General features: G+C 53.0%; 13 protein-coding genes. 9 read left to right on the top strand and 4 right to left on the bottom strand.

What is annotated here, in order from left to right; genetic code table 11:
- The 3 genes from ACFE8Q_RS16910 to ACFE8Q_RS16900 all read right to left on the bottom strand — a co-directional run.
- The coding region (locus tag ACFE8Q_RS16910) for a hypothetical protein (RefSeq protein WP_375446589.1) at positions 1 to 787 on the bottom strand (787 nt) is incomplete at its 3' end.
- Positions 788 to 793: 6 nt separating this feature from the next.
- Positions 794 to 1,882, bottom strand: a complete 1,089-nt coding sequence (locus tag ACFE8Q_RS16905; protein ID WP_375446588.1) for a YhcG family protein — start codon at positions 1,880 to 1,882, stop codon at positions 794 to 796.
- 19 nt (positions 1,883 to 1,901) lie between these two features.
- On the bottom strand, positions 1,902 to 5,204 hold the full coding sequence (locus ACFE8Q_RS16900) for a helicase-related protein (RefSeq protein ID WP_375446587.1): 3,303 nt from the start codon (positions 5,202 to 5,204) through the stop codon (positions 1,902 to 1,904).
- A gap of 146 nt (positions 5,205 to 5,350) precedes the next feature.
- Here ACFE8Q_RS16900 and ACFE8Q_RS16895 point away from each other — a divergent pair, with 146 nt between their 5' ends.
- From ACFE8Q_RS16895 to ACFE8Q_RS16865, 7 genes are all read left to right on the top strand, one after another.
- Positions 5,351 to 6,433: an NADH-quinone oxidoreductase subunit H gene (locus ACFE8Q_RS16895; RefSeq protein WP_375446602.1), complete on the top strand. Its 1,083-nt coding sequence runs from the start codon at positions 5,351 to 5,353 to the stop codon at positions 6,431 to 6,433.
- A 265-nt stretch (positions 6,434 to 6,698) separates the two neighbouring features.
- Entirely contained in the window at positions 6,699 to 7,946 is a 1,248-nt protein-coding gene (locus ACFE8Q_RS16890) for an efflux RND transporter periplasmic adaptor subunit (protein WP_375446586.1), read from the top strand.
- 38 nt (positions 7,947 to 7,984) lie between these two features.
- Complete coding sequence (locus ACFE8Q_RS16885) at positions 7,985 to 10,354, top strand: ABC transporter permease (protein WP_375446585.1); 2,370 nt, start codon at positions 7,985 to 7,987, stop codon at positions 10,352 to 10,354.
- Between the two features lie 62 nt (positions 10,355 to 10,416).
- Entirely contained in the window at positions 10,417 to 11,094 is a 678-nt protein-coding gene (locus ACFE8Q_RS16880) for an ABC transporter ATP-binding protein (protein WP_375446584.1), read from the top strand.
- 221 nt (positions 11,095 to 11,315) lie between these two features.
- Complete coding sequence (locus ACFE8Q_RS16875) at positions 11,316 to 13,688, top strand: ABC transporter permease (protein ID WP_375446583.1); 2,373 nt, start codon at positions 11,316 to 11,318, stop codon at positions 13,686 to 13,688.
- A gap of 112 nt (positions 13,689 to 13,800) precedes the next feature.
- A complete protein-coding gene (locus tag ACFE8Q_RS16870) occupies positions 13,801 to 14,172 on the top strand; it encodes a BlaI/MecI/CopY family transcriptional regulator (RefSeq protein WP_375446582.1) in 372 nt (123 codons plus the stop codon).
- A complete protein-coding gene (locus tag ACFE8Q_RS16865; protein ID WP_375446581.1) occupies positions 14,169 to 15,623 on the top strand; it encodes a M56 family metallopeptidase in 1,455 nt (484 codons plus the stop codon). Before ACFE8Q_RS16870 ends, ACFE8Q_RS16865 begins: the two co-directional genes overlap by 4 nt.
- 64 nt (positions 15,624 to 15,687) lie before the next feature.
- On the opposite strand, the gene ACFE8Q_RS16860 is transcribed toward ACFE8Q_RS16865, so the two are convergent.
- Entirely contained in the window at positions 15,688 to 16,056 is a 369-nt protein-coding gene (locus ACFE8Q_RS16860) for a DoxX family protein (protein ID WP_375446580.1), read from the bottom strand.
- A gap of 154 nt (positions 16,057 to 16,210) precedes the next feature.
- On the opposite strand from ACFE8Q_RS16860, the gene ACFE8Q_RS16855 reads away from it, so the two are divergent.
- Together ACFE8Q_RS16855 and ACFE8Q_RS16850 are read left to right on the top strand one after the other, a co-directional pair.
- Entirely contained in the window at positions 16,211 to 16,609 is a 399-nt protein-coding gene (locus ACFE8Q_RS16855; RefSeq protein ID WP_375446579.1) for a winged helix-turn-helix transcriptional regulator, read from the top strand.
- Between the two features lie 91 nt (positions 16,610 to 16,700).
- Positions 16,701 to 19,109 carry an ABC transporter permease gene (locus ACFE8Q_RS16850; protein WP_375446578.1) on the top strand — a complete coding sequence of 803 codons (2,409 nt, stop codon included), beginning with the start codon at positions 16,701 to 16,703 and terminating at the stop codon, positions 19,107 to 19,109.
- Positions 19,110 to 19,192: the final 83 nt, after the last annotated feature.

Raw genomic sequence — 19,192 nt, 5'->3', positions numbered from 1 at the left:
AAGCTACCTCATCTGTACTCATTACCGGGCAACCCATCCACCCCTTCTTTTGAAGGAAGTGGAGGAACACAATTCGCCCCAGCATTTTCTTGGCAAAATCACGAATTGGTTTCGCCTGTCGGTCTTTCTCTTTGGCGGTGTCGGGTACAGGTACGTTGCCCAGGAAATCGGTCCAATGGTATTCGGCCAGATACGTCCAGATTTTCTTGAAATGAATATCCTTGAACTGCCTGAAAAACTCACGGTTAAGGGGTTCAACGGCAAAGGCATCGGTAAGTGCTTTCAAATCAACGACTTTCTTGCTCACCAGTTCCATCAGCCGACGGGCGGCGGTGGTGCAGGCTTCGTTGGGGCCTAGCACAAAGGCAAAGCGTTTTGGGGCGGTTTCGTTCTTAACCAGTTCGAGCGTATCCAGATCGAAAGCCGAGTAGCGGGCAACAAACGTAAGGCGGTAGTCGGTTTGGCCGGAATCGTGGAAAAAGACGAATGCTCCGTGAATAATGCTTTGATCGATGTAGTTAGCGGCAATGTCGCGCAAACCCTTTCTATTTCGGGCAATCTGCACAGACCCGGTCACCGCCACGTCGAAAATGGCGAGGTTACGGCCGTCGGCAAGCGAAACTGCACCGATTTGCTGCGCCGAACGCACGTCTTTGGTATCAGCGATTAGTAGACGTGGTTGTGTGAAGATGGTGAGGCCATCGAGGAAAAGGTAGTTGAGCAGCGTTTGCTGAATGGCGGGTGAAAACCGCTGTTTCAGTAACGCTTTCAAGTCAGATTCGGTCATGGTGGGTTAGTCGAGTAGTTTTCTAAGTGATTCAGGGTCGGGTAGTATGTTGCGCAGGTGCTCAGGCAGGTCGGGGCTGAGTTGGTAAGTGGCTACGCCCATTGGGGTAGAAAAACCCTGAAAGGCGTATTCAACAATCGCGTTTTTCTTTTCGCGGCAAAGCAGAATACCGATACTAGGGTTCTCGTGCGGCAAACGTACCTGGTCATTCAGCACATTCACATAGAAGTTGAGCTGCCCCAGGTATTCGGGTTTGAACTCACCGCGCTTCAACTCCACGGCAATCAGGCACTGCAACTGCCGGTTAAAGAACAGCAGGTCCACAAAAAACTCATCGCCATCGACCAGCAACCGGTATTGATTGCCTACGAAGGAGAAGCCCGTACCCATTTTGAGAATAAACTCGCGAATGTTCTGTACGATGCCTTTCTCCAGAACCCGTTCATCGTCGGCCTCCACATTAATAAAGTCGAGCAGGTACTCATCTTTAAACGCTTGCAGGGCTGTCTCCCGAATGACATCGGGCATGGTCTGCGCGAAGTTGTTGGGCATATGGCCCTGCGTATGGTATAACCGGGCTTTAATTTGCCAGTCGAGCATGTCGTGTGTCCACTGATTCGCTACGGCTTTTTGCAAGTAAAACACGCGCTCAGTCAGGTCCTTACAGCGATCAATCAGTAAGGTGTGGTGTGAAAAGCCCAGGCTCAAAAACAAATTCATTGGCAGTGCGTCAATTAGTGCAGACGGCGTCTGCACTAATTGATCTGCATCATATTGAGTATCGGCTTCGTGGCGAAAAACGGGTTCTAATTCTGCGTATTCGTCAGCGAACGCTTTCATGTTGAACAAGTTACGTCGCGAAAAGCCGCGTAAGCCGGGCAGACCTTTTTGTAAATCAGCCGAAAGTTGCTCCACGATCTTGGCACCCCATTTTTCTAAGGCAATTTTCTCTGATAGTCGCTTACCAACGGCGAAGTAGAGTAACAGCAGTTCGCGGTTGACGAGCCGGGCGGCCCGGTAGCGGCTTTGTAAAATCTGCGTACTGATTTCGCCGAGCAGCGCGTCGTATTGGTTGGGTACGTTGTTGGTGTTCATGGGTGGGTAGGGCAATAGGTTACGCACTAAAGCTTTCAGAAATTATGATCTTCGGTTCTATGAGCGATACCACTATGGGGCCGGTTGGCTGGGCAGGTACCGCACCGGCGGACCGGTCGTCTTCAGGCTGAGCCAATGGGTAGCTGTTCAGGATCTTAATGAGGCTGTCGAGCAACACCGCTACCTGTACTTTCACCTTCGCTTGTGATTTCTGCAACTTGTTGATGTCGCGTTGCAGGTTCTGGAACCGGCCGCGTCGGATGGCTTCTTTGGCCAGCCGCACCAGCGTTTTTTCGTCTTCCGAGATAATGAGCAGGTTCATGAACGCATCTAGGTACGTTAAGGCCTTTTTTTCGTTTGGCCCCTGCGTCACGTCTACCTTCTTGTCTTGCGCTTTTTCGGCCTCTACCTGCGCCTGAAACCGCCCAATGGCTTCCTGTACCTGCTCGTGGTGGCGGGCATGAAGGCGCGTCGCTTTCTCGTGGGCCATGCACTGAAACCGCTTGGCCGTTTCCAGAAACGTCAGATCTTCCATGCGCCCGTCGGCATGGGCGTAAATGAACGCGTCGCGTTTTTCGTCCCGGATAAACGAGATCGTGACTTCGTGCTGCATCCGGTCTTTTCGGCCTACCCGCGCCCGGAGCGGCATGTTGCGAATGCGCTTGAACAGATCGGGGTCTTTCTCTTTGATGTCGCGAATCTGCATGAGGTAGTCCAGCCGCTCGTCGCGTTCCCGGTCATCGTCTACATCCTTGTCGAAGAGGCCGAATGATTGGGTTTCTTCGTCGGGGCTATAAATCTGGCTGTCTTCGCCCAGGGCCGCATGAAAAGCCTGTAACTTCATCATGGCCTTCTTTTGCAGGTCAATGTCATTGTCGACCTGCGCCGTGGGGAAGAAGTTGTATACCAGCACTTCCTTGGCTTTGGTACCAATCCGGTTCACCCGCCCAATGCGCTGCATGAGGCGCGTGGCGTTCCAGGGCGTGTCATAGTTGACGATCACGTTAGACCGGTGCAGGTTCACGCCCTCAGCCAGTACTTCCGTCGACAGGATGATGTCGTAGTCATTCTGCTGTTGTTCGATCGGCAGGTTGGCATCGAAGTTGGCCCGAATGGCAGGCATGCGGTCTTTGCGGGTCTGGCTGTCGACGGTTAAAATTCGGTGTGACACCAACGTACCTAGCCGCCGGGCTACGTAGGCCGTGGTTTCTTTGCTCTCCGAGAAAACGACCAGCTTTTTCTCGCGATTGCTGTCATTGAACAACTGCTGATGAATGTACTGCACGAACATGTCGAGCTTGGGGTCGTCGTCTCCGAGATCGCTCCATGCTTTTGTCAGTTCGTTCAGCACGATCTGGTCGCGTTTCAACCCGTCGTGAAAACCCGGTTCAAAATCGTCGGGAATACAGATGTCGACGGTCGGGTCAAGGTCCATCAGGGTCGTCACCAGGTCAAACAGTTCATCTTCGCGGCCATCGTTGATCATGTCCGACACGGGCAGGTTAGGCGCAATAAACACCCGCCCTGTATCGAACATCTTCAGCATGGCATCATTCGCTTCGCAAAACCGCCTGATCGACTGCCGAAAAGCAAAGAAGCTACTGTCGATGCGTTTCACGAGCATCGTCTTCATGATCTTGGCCAACTGCGTGGCAATCATGTCAGCTTTCTTATACTTCTGTTTTTTGTAGGGTTTCAGAAAGCCAATGGCCCGGTAGCGATTATACGTCAATCCTTCGGTAGGGTGTGTTAAGCTACGGATGGTATTATCGTACAACGTTTCGAGGTGTGGGGCCAGTTGGTAGAAGATTTTCTCTGGCTTTCGCACGTCGGGAAACGCGATTTTTTGCGTCACCAGGTCGTCTTTGTACTGGTGGTGTAGCCGCAGGTCGGTCCGGGTACGTCGTACAATCAGGGGTTCGATCACCTTCACCCGAATCTGCTCGTAAATACGCCGGATGCCTTCGTTTACCCGCTGCATATCGGGTTCTTGCTTTAGCTTCTTGTAGGCATCGATGTGTTGCCGGAAAAAGTGTTGCAAATTGCCAATTTCGAGCGTCGAGTCTTTGCTATCCTGAAAGAGGTACACCAGATTGGCGATGTCTTGCGGGTAGTTGTTGAGCGGCGTAGCCGACACCAGCATCACTTTCTTGGCGAAGCGGGTACCATCCGCCCGGCGACGGCGCGTCGGCGTTTTGCAGATCTTTTGCAGCAGGTCATACGCCTCCGAGATGTCGGACCGGAACTTGTGCGCTTCGTCAACGATCACCAGATCGTACCGGTCGGGCGTACGGACTTTGTGCAGGCTGCCGTTCGTGACAATCTCCACCCCGTCGAGGCTAAACTTATCGACGGTTTCTTCCCAGTTTAGTTTCAGGGCGGGGGGCACCACAATCAGCGTGCGGGAGCGGTGTTCGGGAAAGCCGTTCTTGAAATAGAATTTCTTGGCAATGCGCGTGGCAATGATCGTCTTTCCCAGGCCTACCACGTCGGAGAGAAAGAACCCGCCGTGTTTGAGCATCTTATTGTACCCGTCCGTTACGGCATCGTTCTGGTAGGCTAGTGGTAAAAAACCTTTCGGCAGGTCGCTTTCCGAGTTGGGATCATAATCGATCTGCTTGCCGAAATACTCGATCAGGAATTTCAGATAAACCTCATACGGCGTAAACTGATCATTCAGGTACGTCTCGCTCTTCAGGCGGGCAATGAACTCCTCGCTGACCGGCACGCCCTGGTCCCAGAGAGTGTTAAACGTCTCTTTCGCGAATTGAATGTCGGTGTTGTCGCGCAGTTCGACGTTGAACTCAAAGTTGCGTTCCAGCCCCGGCTCCGTCAAATTACTCGACCCTGTAATGACTGATCCGTAGCCATGGGCATGCTCGATCTGCTCGCGGAAGATATAGAGTTTGGCATGAATGTTCTGCTTGGGATGCACTCGTATTTGTAGCTTGCCCGATACAATATCGTCGATCATACCCAGCATGCCGTCTTCGACGGTCTTGCTGTATTTAGCCTGCTGAATGTTCTTTTTGACTACCTGGAAAAAATCTTCCTGCGATTTGTAGGCATCGGCGGTGAAGAGCACCCCCTGTTGTGAGGCTTCATGGATAAGCTTATCCACGTTGATACCAACCAACACGCGCACTTCGGCCGCCCGTTCAATGTAGGGACGTACCCGGAAATAGCCGGACGCGTAGAAGTAACCCACCAAGGCATCGAAGAAGTGAATGTTTCGGTGGGAGAAGATGCCCTCTATTTTGCTGAGGAGCGTATTCTCATCCTGATTGGTGAAAAACTTGGTGTTGGCGGCAGCAATAGTCATGTAAGCGCGTAATCGTTGGCTAAACTATAAAGGTAATCTGATATACGTGATCAATCGAACGATCTACAATAGCAATTAAACCAAGGCTTCAACCCCTACCTTTGCTAGGTCAATTTCCGTCAATTCATTAACGTACCTGCGCTTTGCTGCTCGCCCTGCCTATCTGCCTTCTGCTTGCTACCGGTTTTGTGGTGGTAGGCGTGTATTCCGAACGGAAAGTGTCGGCCTTTATTCAGGACCGGCTTGGACCGATGGAAGTGGGTAAATGGGGACTGCTTCAGCTCTTCGCCGATCTGCTGAAACTGCTTCAGAAAGAAGATATTGTGCCCCGTGCGGCCGATCGGCAGTTATTTCTACTGGCGCCGGCTATCATCTTCGCATCCGTGTTTGCGGCCTATGCGGTGCTGCCGCTGACGCCCGATTTGCAGGGTTCCGGCGCGGCGGTGGGCGTGTTTTATCTCATGGCCGTGCTGTCGTTTGAAGTGGTGGGTATCCTGATGGCGGGTTGGGCGTCGAATAACAAATACTCGCTGTTTGGGGCTATCCGGTCGGTGGCGCAGATCGTTTCGTACGAAATTCCGCTGGGTCTTACCATTCTCTGCGCGGTCATGATCGGGCAGACGCTAAACCTCCAGGAGCTTAGTTTTCAGCAGGGGATCTACACGTTTCAGACTAATTACCTATTCGGTATCCGGGCATTGGGCATCGACGTGACCGACTGGGGCGGCATCTTTGCCTGGAATATCCTGCGCAACCCGTTTCTGCTGATTGCCTACGTTATTTTCTTTATCTGCACATTGGCCGAGTCGAACCGGGCTCCATTCGATTTGCCGGAAGGAGAGTCGGAGATCGTGTCGGGTTTCCAGACCGAGTACTCAGGCATGCGCTGGGCGTTACTGTTTCTGTCGGAATACGCCATGATGTTGCTTGTGTCCTTTCTGGGCGCTATCCTGTTTCTTGGCAGTTGGAACACCCCCCTGCCCAACCTCGGCCCGTTGCGCCTGGCCGACTGGACAAGCGGCGAACCGGGGACGGTTTGGGGCAACATAACCGGCGCCTTCTGGCTGATCAGCAAGGCGCTGCTGGCGGTGCTGGGCCAGATGTGGGTGCGTTGGACACTCCCCCGGATTCGCCTCGATCAGATGATGTACCTCTGCTGGAAAGTGTTGACGCCCATCAGCCTTGGCTTATTCCTGATCTCGGCCATCTGGCGATTGCTGATGGTGTAGGGCTTAGGTAGCCTGAAACTCCAGCCTCGGGAATGGAGAAAGTTTATACGATTTGTCTACCCCGAAGCTAGCGCTTCAGGCTACTTTTCCTCCGTCCAGATGTGGACGGATTCTGTCCGATACCGGACATGATATGGTGAAAAAGAAGGCTTAAATTGCTGAAAAACAGCATATACACTACTTTGGCACGTCAATTGGCTTAGGGTAGTCAATTGCTGGTTTGACGGTTGCCGGACCGTCGCCAATTACTTAACCGCATTGACTTATGGATCGCGCCTTACCCAAACGTTTCTGGACCCAACAACGACTACTCCTGTCGGCTGGCGGCATACTGATTGCTGGCCTTATTGCCTACGTTTCCTTCTTCGCCGACAAGCGCTCGAAACTCAACGTTGAGCGCGAAAAAATTACGGTCTCACCCGTAGCAATTGGCCCCTTTGAAGAATTTATCGTGGTAACGGGCGTAGTTCAACCGTTGAAAACCATTCGGTTAGATGCGATCGAAGGTGGGTACGTTACCCAGAAACTGGTAGAGGGCGGCCTGCGCGTTGAGAAGGGACAGGTGCTGTTGAAACTGGAAAACCAGAGCCTCAAACTGAGCTTCCTGCAATCGGAAACGGAAGCCAACCGGCTGGTAAACGATCTGCAAAACACCCGGCAACGGCTGCGCGTTGAGCGATTTGCCTTACGGAAAAACCTGGCCGACATCGACGCGCAACTCGATCAGGCAAAAGATACGTACGATCGGCAGGCCAAGCTGTTTAAAGACAAGGTAGTATCGGAAGAGGATTACCTGAAAGCGAAACGCGCCTATGATCGACTGGCTAAACAGCGCGAGATCGAAGCCGAATCGCAGAAATACCAGGAAGAGAACTCGAAATTGCAGATTCAGCAATTGGAAGGAACCCTGGCACGTACCCAGCGCAACGTGGCGCTCTGGCAGGAAACGCTGAGCAATCTGGTGGTGAAAGCGCCGGTGTCGGGGCAACTGTCGAGCATCGACGTGGAAGTTGGCAGCAATATCAACCGGGGTCAGAATATCGGCCAGATCGATGACCTGAACGGGTTTAAAATGCGGGTGGGTGTTGATGAGCACTATATCAGCCGTGTATTTCCTGGCCTGAACGGTTCATTCGAATTCAACGGGCAGGAGTTTCCGCTGAGCATCAGCCGGGTGTATCCTGAAGTACGGAATGGCCGATTCGAGGTGGATATGACCTTCCCGAAAGGGGCACCGGCGGGTATCAAACGCGGTCAGTCGTCGCCAATCCGGCTGGAACTGGGCAAAGCGGCCAAAGCAACCCTGCTTCCTGTTGGCGGTTTCTTCTCGGATACGGGCGGTAACTGGGTGTATGTGCTGGATAATTCGGGTAAGCGCGCCACCAAACGGAACATCACGCTGGGTCGTAAGAACCCTGAGTTCTATGAAGTCCTGGAGGGCTTACGGCCTGGGGAACAGGTGATTACCAGCAGCTACGAAAACTTCGGCGATAACGAAGTACTTGAGTTCTAAGCAACCCAAACCAGCAGGTACGTTACAGCCAGACGATAATGATCAGCAATTACCTTAAAATTGCCCTTCGCAACTTGTGGAAACAGAAGTTGTTTGCCGGATTCAATATCCTGGGCATTTCGATGGGTATTGCCTGTAGCATCGTGGTGTACCTGCTCATTCAGCATCAGTTTAGTCAGGAGGCTTTTCACGTCAATGCACCCACGGTTTTTATGGTCAACCACGTCAAAACGACGAATGGCGAGCCGGAACTGTGGGCCACTTCACCCGATGCGATCGGCCCGGCGCTGAAGGCTGATCTACCACAGGTAAAACGGTTTGTCAGGGTTGCCAGTGTGGGGGCGGTGGTCAAGCGTGGCGGCGATGCGTTTACTGAAACAGTCCGGCTGGCCGACCCTGACTTTTTCCAGTTGTTCAGTTTTCCGCTGAAAGCTGGTCAGGTTGGTTCGTTCACCGATCCGTCGGGCGTTGTTCTGTCGGAGGCGATGGCCCGTAAATATTTTGGTGAATCGCCCGCCGTTGGGCAGTCATTGACCCTGCTGATCGACAGCAAAGTCAAGCGTACATTCACCGTTACGGGTGTGGCGGCTCCGTTTCCCAACACGGCCAGTTTCACGTTCGATTTACTGGTCGGTTATGGTGTTGGGCGCGAACTGGGCTGGCTGGCGAATGACTGGTCACGGGCTATTCAGGCTACGTTTATTCAGGTCAACAAACCGGGCGATGAGGCTGGCGTAACCGCAGCCCTGGGCCAGTACGTGAAACGCTACAATGCACGCAACAGCCAGGCGCCCATCAATGCCTTTTACCTGGACAACCTGACCGACATTTCGCTGAATGCGCACAAAACGCGGCGTTCATTCGGCAATGGCACATCGCCGACGGGCCTGATTGTGCTGGGGGTGCTGGCCGGGCTGGTTCTGTTTATGGCGTGCTTCAATTTTATGAATTATACCATCGCCACATCGACCACACGCTTTAAAGAAATTGGCGTGCGCAAGGTGCTGGGTAGTAGCCGTAAACAGCTTGTGCGGCAGTTTATTGGCGAGAATCTGGTGGTAGGAATCATTGCGCTGGGTCTGGGCCTGTTTTTGGCAGGTACGTTGTTTTTGCCCGCCTTTAGTCGGCTGATCGATTTTGACCAACTGCAGTTTAATCTGGTCGATAACTGGCCACTAATTGGTTTTCTGTTTGCTTTGGTGTTGTTCATCAGCCTATTATCTGGCGTATACCCATCTATTTATATCAGTTCATTCAACCCGGTTTCGGTGCTGAAAGGCAAGCAACGGATCGCTGGTGCCAATGGGTTGGTACGCACGCTGCTGGTGGTGCAGTTTGGCTTATCTATGTTTACTGTTGCCGCCGCCATCCTCACTACGCGCAACGCACAGTTCATGCGTTACATGGATGTGGGCTATAACCCGTCGCAACTGGTTGTGCTGCGAACCGATAGTGAGTCGAGTTTTAATCACCTCCGCGATGTAGCCGCCAGTCTGCCCAACGTCACGGAAGTAGCCGGTTCGCAGGATCAGATCGGCCGGTCGGGCGATAACCTCACTACGTTGGAAGAGGGCACCAACAGGTCAACCGCCGAGGTGTTGCGCATCAGCCATGACTACATTCACACGCTGGGCCTTCGGTTGAAACAGGGCCGTAACTTTCTGGCAAATTCATCGGTCGATGCAGGCAACGCCATCATTGTAAATCAGTCTTTGGTAAAAGCAATGGGCTGGACCTCGCCGGTGGGCAAGCAGGTACGGGTACAGGACCAGCTTTGCCGGGTCGTTGGCGTGGTCGATGACTTTAATTACCGTTTCTTTTTTATCAAGATTGCCCCGTGCATTCTCCGCCTGAACCGGCCAGAGGATAACCGGATACTGACGATGAAAGTGGCCGCAAAAGACATTGATCAACTCACAGACCGGCTGAAACCCGAATGGCAACGGGTGATGCCCGACGTACCGTTTGAGCTGTCGCAGCAGCAGGATGTGTACTCGGGCAGTTATGACGAATCGCGACGGATCAAGGACGTGTTCACCTATGTGGCTATGCTCACATTGATGATCTCGGCAATGGGTTTGTTTGCCTTAGTTTCGCTCAACATCGCCAAAAAGACGAAGGAAATCGGGATTCGCAAGGTACTGGGCGCCTCGGCGTTCAGTATTGCCAACCTGTTGAACCGGGAGTTCCTGATCCTGATCATGCTGGCGGGTTGTATTTTTCTGCCGCTGGCGTTCTGGGTACTGAGCGAACTGCTGGAAAGTGTGTATGCGTACCATATTCCCGTTACGGCGGGGAGCTTTGTGGGCACGCTGGGGCTGATGCTGGTGCTGGCGGTGGTGACAATAGGGTCGCAGGTATACCGGATCGCGACGGCAAACCCGATAAAAGCCCTTCAGACAGAATAAGTTAGTTAACGAATTGACCAATAATAAAGAATCAAAACGCTGTACATAAAGCACAGTCTGACATGATCCAAACCATCAATTTACAGAAACTCTTTGCTACGGAAGAGGTTGAAACCACCGCCCTGAATGGCATCAATATGGATGTTAAAGACGGTGAATTCGTAGCCATCATGGGGCCGTCGGGCTGTGGTAAATCCACGCTGCTCAACATCCTGGGCCTGCTGGATAACCCCAGCGATGGCGAGTACAATTTCTACGGTACCGAAGTGGCGAAAATGACCGAACGCCAGCGCGCGCAACTCCGCAAAGGCAGTATCGGCTTCGTATTCCAGAGCTTCAACCTGATCGACGAACTGACCGTATACGAAAATGTAGAGCTGCCTCTGCTGTACCTGAAAACGCCACCTGATGAGCGTAAAACCCGCGTGGAAGAGGCCCTGAACCGAATGAACATCATGCACCGCCGCAATCACTTTCCGCAGCAACTGTCGGGTGGTCAGCAGCAGCGGACGGCTATTGCCCGCGCCGTAGTTGCCAAACCCAAGCTGATCCTGGCCGATGAACCGACGGGTAACCTCGATTCAAAGAACGGCGAAGAAGTGATGAAACTGCTGGGCGAACTCAACGATGAAGGCACCACGATCATCATGGTGACCCACTCACCCTACGACGCCGGCTTTGCTCACCGCACCGTAAACCTGTTCGACGGAAAAGTAGTAACCGAGAACATCCGCGTCTGAGTTTTTGCTGACCAACCCCATATGGCTGGGTGGGTGATTGATTTTAGGCTGGATAGTTGATTCGTAGGGGCGGACAGATGGTCCGCCCGCTCTTGGCCCGACAGAGACGCCTGTAGGGCAATGAAAAGCACATTACGACGGGTTCAGGGCTGGAGTAGGGTAGTTGGTTGGAGCGGCCACTAGTTGTTCATTTAATAAAAGTTAACGAAAATAGCTTTCTCATGTTCTCCAACACACTCAGGCTATCCTGGCGAAATTTGAAGGCAGGTGGCTGGTATTCAGTACTTAACATAGGTGGTATGGCCGTGGTGCTGGCGGTGAGTGTGTTGCTGCTGTGGTGGGTGAACAATGAACTACGCTTCGACCGGTTTCACCCCAACGCCGACCGGATTTACCGGGTTAATTCCCGGCACGGCACCGGGACCGATGAGCAGTACTGGCGTTCAGCACCGGCACCCATCGGCGTGGCCGCCAATACCAGCGTTCCGGGTATCGAAGCCGCAACCAGGGTGGCAGGACTATATGATTTCAAAACATTTCTGATCGACGGCAAGACCTTCTCTGAAAAAGGTGAAGACCTGGTGTATGCCGATGAAAACTTCCTGGATGTGCTTGGCGGTTTGCAGGTACGTTACGGTCAGGCGAAGCAGCCATTTCCAACGCCCAACCCGGTGGTGTTGACGGAAGAAATCGCTGAAAAGTACTTCGGCACATCAAACGCCGTGGGTAAAACTATGATCGTGATCGACTCAAACCGGGTATTTACGGTGGGAGCAGTGCTGGCCAATCTGCCCGACTACAGCACGTTTCAGAAGAAGATCATTTTTCCGATGTCGTTACGGAAGCGGCTATTTGGTGGCAACGGCCCGTGGAAACGCATGGATGATGACTGGGGTAATTTCTCGTTCGCGACCTACGTGAAACTTGCCCCCGGTGTTGATCCGGCTACGATTAGTAGAACCCTGACCGCCATTCAGGCAGCGGCCCGCCGGAAAGACGGTGTCGGCCAACTGGGCGATTACCGGCTTCAACCCCTGTCGACCATTCATCTGTATGAGCCCAACGGCACGAATCCCGGCATGCAGCAGGTTCAGATGATGGGCCTGATTGCGCTCTTCCTGCTGAGTATCGGCTGCATTAATTACGTGAACCTGACCACTGCCCGCGCTACCCGCCGCGCACGAGAGGTGGGTGTACGCAAAGTGGTTGGGGCCGAAACAGGGCAATTAATAGGTCAGTTACTCACCGAGTCGCTGCTTACCCTGGGGCTGTCGCTACTGCTGGCTATCGGCCTCATTCAAGTGCTGACTCCGTTCTACCGCGACATGACGGGCAACACCAACGGCCTGTCGCTATTCGATCCGCAGGTCTGGTTTCTCATGCTGGGTACGTTGCTGGTCACGCTGCTGCTGGCTGGCGTATATCCGGCTTTGGTTATTGCCCGGTTCGATCCGCTGAAATCGTTGCGGGGCCGTGGGGCAATAGGCGGTCAGGCACGGCTACGGCAGGTACTCGTGGTTACCCAGTTTGCGTTGGCAACCGGGCTGATCATCAGTACGTTGGTTATCGGCAATCAACTCCGGTTCATGCGCGAGCGGGACCTGGGCTTCAACAAAGATCACACCTTTACCTTCTACGCCGACGCCAAGGGCGAGCAGTTCAAGCGGGAACTCATGGGCGAAAGCAGCATCAAAAGCATTGCTACCGCCACCGTTGAACTCACCAATGGTATGGGCTCGACCAGCGATACGGAGTGGGATGGCAAAGCGCCGGGCCGCACGTTTATGGTAAATCAGTTGAGTGTCAGTGCCAATTTTATTCCCGATATGGGCATGAAGCTAGTCGACGGGCAGAATTTTACCGGCACCCCAGCCGATTCTACCAACCTGATTCTCAACGAAACGGCCATCCGGGAATCGGGTATCGCTAATCCAGTTGGTAAGCGGTTCAACTTCCACGGCACCGACTGCCGGATTATTGGCGTGGTGAAAGACTTCGTATTCGAGTCGGCGCGCAGCAAGGTAGCACCCACCGTGCTCATGAGCCGACCCGATTGGAACGGCACCGTGTATGTACGCACCAGTGGCCAGAACACCACGCAGGCCATTGCCGCCGTAGAACGCCTCTGGAAGAAACTGTATCCACAATACCCGTTCGAATACGCGTTTCTCGATGAAAATTACAACCGCCTGTATCGCGACGAGCAGCGTACGGGTAATCTGTTTATCTTCTTCGCGGGTGTGGCCATCCTGATCTGCTGCCTCGGTCTGTTTGGATTAGCAGCCTACACGGCCGAACAGCGAACCAAAGAAATAGGTGTTCGTAAAGTGCTGGGTGCCAGCGTACCAAGCCTGATCGGCTTACTGAGCAAAGACTTTCTGGCCTTGGTAGCCGTGGGTATTCTACTGGCTGCGCCTATTGCCTGGTGGGCGATGGATAGTTGGTTGCAGGGTTTCATCTACCGCATCGATATCCAGTGGTGGATGGTTATCCTGGCGGGTTTACTGGCCGTTGGCATTGCCTTATTGACGGTGAGTTTCCAAAGTATCAAAGCCGCCCTGATGAACCCCGTAGAAAGTCTGCGCAGCGAGTAATCAGCACTTCCAGACATACAGGGTCTCCGAAAACCTCATAGGTTTATTTTCAGTGCAGTTGCGCGGTTGATTTTTTATTCTACATTTGTAGAGTACAAACTACAGATATAGAATGAAGCTGTCGCCTGCAGAAGAAACGCTGATGCAACACCTGTGGAGCCGTGAACAGGCCTACATGAAAGAGCTCATCGATGCGTATGACGACCCCAAACCCGCCGCGACTACCGTGGCTACGCTACTCAAACGAATGACCGACAAAGGGTTCATCGGCTATCGGGAGCGGGGCAATTCGCGGGAATATTACCCGCTGGTGAGCAGTAAGGTCTATTTTGCCAGGCACGTCAACGGGCTGATCAAAAATTTCTTCAATAATTCGGCGGCGCAGTTCGCTTCCTTTTTTACCACTGAGACCAACCTCTCGGCAGATGAACTGGCTGAACTCCGAAAGATCATTGATGATCAGATAGACCGGACGAAATCATGACGACGTACCTGCTCAAATCGGTCCTGTGTATGCTGGTGTTGCTTGGCGTGTACCGGTTCTGGCTTGAACAGGAGCCGATGCACCGTCTCAAGCGCCTGTATTTGCTGGGTACGTTGTTGCTTTCGCTGGCAGGGCCCTTCCTGTCGCTTCGGCTTCCGTGGGGTTGGCTATCGTTTCCCTCTCCGGTGCAACTCGTTGAAAAACAGGTGGCTGTTGTCAATGAAGAAGGGGCGTCTGTGACGGATGAAGCTGTAGCATTTCCACAGACAGGCAACGGCCCTGCGTCCGAAATTCCTGCTGCAACGGTGCCCAGAATGCCCTACTGGTTGTGGCTTTATGGGGCCATTACAGCGATGCTGCTGTTGCGTTTTGCCCGAAACCTCTACGTGCTGGTTCGTCAGATCCGTACCAGCCCAACTGAGCCATACTATGAGGCCACGCTGGTGAAGTTACCCGTCAATGGCCTGCCCTACACGTTCCTGCATTACCTCTTCGTCTCGGCTGAAGCGTATGATCGCGGTGAGATCGAGGCCGAGTTAGTCGACCATGAGTTGGCCCATATCCGGCAGCGGCATTCGCTGGATGTACTGCTTGTTGAAATCGTGCTGTGTTTCTGCTGGTTCAATCCGCTGCTGGTCTGGCTGAGAGGAGCCATACAGCGCAACCACGAATTTCTGGCCGACCAGGTTGTGAACGAAACGTACCTGAACGTACCCGGCTATCAGCACTTGCTATTGAGCAAGGTCGCGGCCGCCTCCCCGAAACTGTCCCTGACCAGCCCCCTGCCTTTTCAGACTACCAAACAACGCCTGCTCATGATGACCAAACAAACCTCGACCGCCCGCACCTGGCTAGCCGGATGCAGCACCGCCTTGTTCTTCGCCGTGTTGACTATGCTACTGACAAGTACTGCTCCAGCTCAGCAGACGCCTGTTGGCTCAATACCTAAAGTGGAAATCGTTCAGCCATCGTTAACAGAAAAACAGCTATTAGACCAATCGCTTACTGTCTCTGAAATGGAAAAGCGATTCGGTCTTAAACCAGTTAAAATGGGTTGGGGAGGAAAAAACGCGAACGGAAATGACGTGCTCTTCAAAGACCTGACACCAGAACAGAAAGCCCGAGTGGTCTACATTGCACCGGATGCCCGGAAGACGCCAACGGAAGCTCAATGGCTTGCTTTCAAAAATCCGAAAAAGTATGGCGTGTGGATTGACTCAAAACGGCGGCGGGACAATCCACTCTCGAAGTACAAGCGAACGGATATTGTCACGTACTGGTCAAGTTTTGTTTATAAGAATGCCCGGCAGCCGGAAGGCTATTTGTATCAGTTGGAGTTGTACACAGAAGCAGGTTATCAGCAGACGCTTAAAGAATGGCGGGAACAGCCGTTACTGGTGTTAGAAACGAAGGAAATGCGTGAGAAAAGGCAAGCAAGGACGGCTAAATAGGGTATCTGCTTCGTGCTGTAGGCTACTGGGCGACTAGCGAAGCCTACAGCACGAAGCAGATACCTTACACTACCTGCGTCTTGGTTGAAATAAACGCTGATTTGTCACGCAGGTACGTAGCAATCCAGACCAGTACGATTGGTAATACGGCGTTCAGTGGTTCGCCGTGCGACAATTCAGTGGCAATGGCCCCGGCGAAATAACAGGATAGTAAAATGAAGCCCAGCTTCATGGTTTTTGGGTAAATGAACAGGGCTGCAAAAACGATCTCCATCAGGCCCAGCATGGTAATCTGATTTCCCACGCCCGCTTTGGTGAGTTGAGCTACCAACTCCGGCGACTTTGTTAATTTCATGACACCACTTAAAACGGGCATGGCAGCGGCCAGGACAGTGAAAATGATGGTGATAATGCGGTATACTTTCGGACTCATGATTCGTACGGTTTTGTGCAAGTATAAGTTGCAGTGAAAGAACAGAACAAACGTACCTAAACCTGCTATCTTTTTGTTATCAGTATCCCAAAGGATACCAGTATCTTTCGGGATACCGCATGGTCGGCTGAGGTTCAGCGATTACCTTTAATTTATGAGCACAGTTAGTCAAGGCCCCATTTCGCTCACTGGCGATACGATCATTCATTCATCCAGTGCATGTTCCCAGAGTTTGCAGGGTGTACAGGATGCTCTATACGTGTTGAATGGGAAATGGAAGTTACCCATCATCATTGCATTGAGCGGTAGCCCGAAGCGATTCCGGGAGCTACAACGCCTGGTGTCCGGCATAACGGCAAAAGTCCTGAGCAAAGAGTTGAAAGAACTGGAACTGAATGAGTTCCTGGTTCGCGATGTCTATGCAACTACACCCGTAGTGATTGAGTATCAACTGACCGAATACAGCCAGTCGCTGAACAGCGTCATTCAGGCCCTGCGCGATTGGGGTGTTCAGCACCGCCAACGAATTATCGGGCAGCATAAGACGGCGTAGGCGTCATGTCCATTGGGGAAGCTTAACAATTATTAACGGGCTGTCTGCTAGATCGGTACGTACCTTGGTTGCTCAAATAGGTACGTATTCCATGCTACAGAACTACATCAAAATTGCCTGGCGGAACCTGCTTCGGCGTACAGTCTATTCGCTCCTGAACGTTGTTGGGCTGGCCGTTGGTATCGCTTTTGCCCTGCTCATCGGGGCCTATATCTGGGGTGAATATCAGGTGAATCGAACTCTTCGGAATGCCGGGCAGCAGTGTCTTGTTCAGAGCCGCTGGACAGAAGAAAACCGGGGCATGGACATCACCTCGTTTGCTCCAACTGGTCCGGCGTTAGCAGAAGAGTACCCCACGCTGGTCGCCAATTACTACCGCTTCTATGGCGTCAGCGCAACGCTCTCGAAAGGAGTAAATCACTTCCGTGAATCAATCCAGATTGGCGACTCCACCCTGCTGACGATGTACGGCTTCCCGATGCTTCACGGCGATCCGCGCACAGCGCTGACCGGCCCCAATTCGGTGGTTATTACGGCCGGAAAAGCCCTGAAACTATTCGGAAAAACCGATGTCCTCAACGAGTCACTGACGATTGAAACGCCACAGGGCGGCAAGCAGACGTTTGTGGTCACTGGTGTGTTGCAGGCGCTGCCCAACAACTCTGTTTCGCATTTGCTGACCGAGAATAATGAGGTATTTATGTCGATGGGCGGCGTCAATTTCTTCGGAAACGATGTATTCTCCTGGCAGAACCCGTACATCGTTACCTACGTGGAACTACGACCTGGCGTTACGGCCAAGGCCCTGGAAAAGCCACTGGCCCAATTGATTGCGAAAAATACCCCGCCCGATGTGCAGAAAAGCCTGACCGCCTACGTAACGCCATTGACCACCTATTACCTGCAAAGCAACAACGGGTTGATTCGGAAAATGATGATCACACTGGCCGCCGTCGGGGTATTCATTCTGCTGATGGCGGTAGTCAATTTCGTAAATCTGTCGCTGGGAACGTCGGCTACCCGCCTGCGCGAAATTGGCGTTCGTAAGGTGCTGGGAAGTCTGCGCCGGCAACTAACGGCCCAGTTTCTGATCGAGGCGCTGGTGCTGACGGCGGCAGCGACCAGTCTGTCCGTTGGCTTATACGCGCTGTTTCAATCTGTGTTCAGTGGCGTCGTGGGTAAACCGCTTCCGTCGCTGGGTCAACTGTTGATGACCTACGGCTGGGTCCTGATCGTTCTTGTTCTGGTAGTTAGTGCACTGGCAGGTACGTACCCGGCCCTGTATCTATCTGCCTATTCATCCAGCGATTCGCTGAAGGGTAAGGCAAAGTCAGTGCGCGAAGGGCAGTTGTTTCGGCGCGGGTTGGTCACGGTGCAGTTTGCTATTGCCGTATCTGTCTTTGTCGGTGCGGTGATTGTTTCCAGGCAAATAGACTGGTTTTTCGACACAGACCTCGGCTTTAAAAAAGAGGCGGTACTAACGGTGTCGTCTTTGCCACGTACCTGGTCGAAAGAGGGTGTGAGCCGGATGGAAGCGGCCCGTGATCGGTTTGCCCGCCTGCCCGGCGTTCAATCGGCGAGTTTATCCTACGAGATTCCTAATGGCAATGTGGGGAACACAGGTAAGCTTTATCCGCAGGGCCGGGATTCGACACAGGCAGTTGGCCTGACGATCATGACCACCGATGAGCAGTACGCGCAGACGTATCAGCTTGGTTTGTTGAGCGGCCGGTTTTTTCATGCCGGTCAGGGCAGCTATGACTCAACCAGCCTGGTTATCAACGAAGCGGCCAGCAAGGCACTGGGTTACAAAACAGGGCAGGATGCGGTTAATCAATTTGTTCGTTTTCAGGGTATCCCGCGCGCTTACCAGATTCGGGGCGTTGTGAAGGACTTTCATGTGGGCACCATGCATAAAGCCATTCAGCCAATGGCCATTGGCCAGGTACGTTCTGCGGCGATCTACCGGTTTTTCTCGTTTCGTCTGTCGCCCGGTAATCCACAGCGCAGTATAGCCGAGATGGAACGTACCTGGCGCGAGCTATTTCCAGATGCTCCCTTCAACTACGCTTTCATGGACGAAACGCTCCAGACGCTTTACCAAACCGAATTGCAGTTGGAAAAAGCCGCTTATCTCGCCACGGGGCTGGCTCTGCTAATCGTGCTGTTGGGCGTGGTGGGACTGGTGTCGCTGAGTGTGGCCCGGCGCACCAAAGAAGTGGGCATTCGGAAAGTGCTGGGGGCGTCGGTACCCGGTATCATCGGTCTGTTCCTGAGTGAATACGCCTGGACCATGCTGATTGCCAACGCCATTGCCTGGCCATTAACGTACTGGCTGATCTCGAACTGGCTCGCCGATTACGCCTATCACATGCCGGTTACATTATCGCCGTTTATCCTGGTAGGAGCAGGGCTGGCCGTAGTAACGGCCATTGTGATCGGCCTGCAAGTGGTGAAAGCTGCCCTGATGAATCCGGTGACGAGTTTGCGGTCAGAGTAATATTCGTGTTCCGAGATTAAGCGAAGATGGCCGTGGGGGGAACCTCCGATATATCAACGATTGCTTCCATGTCCATCATGCCG

This window comes from uncultured Fibrella sp. (assembly GCF_964250085.1).
Taxonomy (GTDB): Bacteria; Bacteroidota; Bacteroidia; order Cytophagales; family Spirosomataceae; genus Fibrella.
Note: the sequence above shows the minus strand (reverse complement) of the source record. Positions and strands in the feature narration are given on the sequence as shown.

Excerpts from the sequence above, each read along its gene's own strand:
- ACFE8Q_RS16905 (WP_375446588.1), bottom strand. The coding sequence starts at position 1,882 with ATGAACACCAACAACGTACCCAACCAATACGACGCGCTGCTCGGCGAA.
- ACFE8Q_RS16900 (WP_375446587.1), bottom strand. The coding sequence starts at position 5,204 with ATGACTATTGCTGCCGCCAACACCAAGTTTTTCACCAATCAGGATGAG.
- ACFE8Q_RS16890 (WP_375446586.1), top strand. The coding sequence starts at position 6,699 with ATGGATCGCGCCTTACCCAAACGTTTCTGGACCCAACAACGACTACTC.
- ACFE8Q_RS16885 (WP_375446585.1), top strand. The coding sequence starts at position 7,985 with ATGATCAGCAATTACCTTAAAATTGCCCTTCGCAACTTGTGGAAACAG.
- ACFE8Q_RS16880 (WP_375446584.1), top strand. The coding sequence starts at position 10,417 with ATGATCCAAACCATCAATTTACAGAAACTCTTTGCTACGGAAGAGGTT.
- ACFE8Q_RS16875 (WP_375446583.1), top strand. The coding sequence starts at position 11,316 with ATGTTCTCCAACACACTCAGGCTATCCTGGCGAAATTTGAAGGCAGGT.
- ACFE8Q_RS16870 (WP_375446582.1), top strand. The coding sequence starts at position 13,801 with ATGAAGCTGTCGCCTGCAGAAGAAACGCTGATGCAACACCTGTGGAGC.
- ACFE8Q_RS16865 (WP_375446581.1), top strand. The coding sequence starts at position 14,169 with ATGACGACGTACCTGCTCAAATCGGTCCTGTGTATGCTGGTGTTGCTT.
- ACFE8Q_RS16860 (WP_375446580.1), bottom strand. The coding sequence starts at position 16,056 with ATGAGTCCGAAAGTATACCGCATTATCACCATCATTTTCACTGTCCTG.
- ACFE8Q_RS16855 (WP_375446579.1), top strand. The coding sequence starts at position 16,211 with ATGAGCACAGTTAGTCAAGGCCCCATTTCGCTCACTGGCGATACGATC.
- ACFE8Q_RS16850 (WP_375446578.1), top strand. The coding sequence starts at position 16,701 with ATGCTACAGAACTACATCAAAATTGCCTGGCGGAACCTGCTTCGGCGT.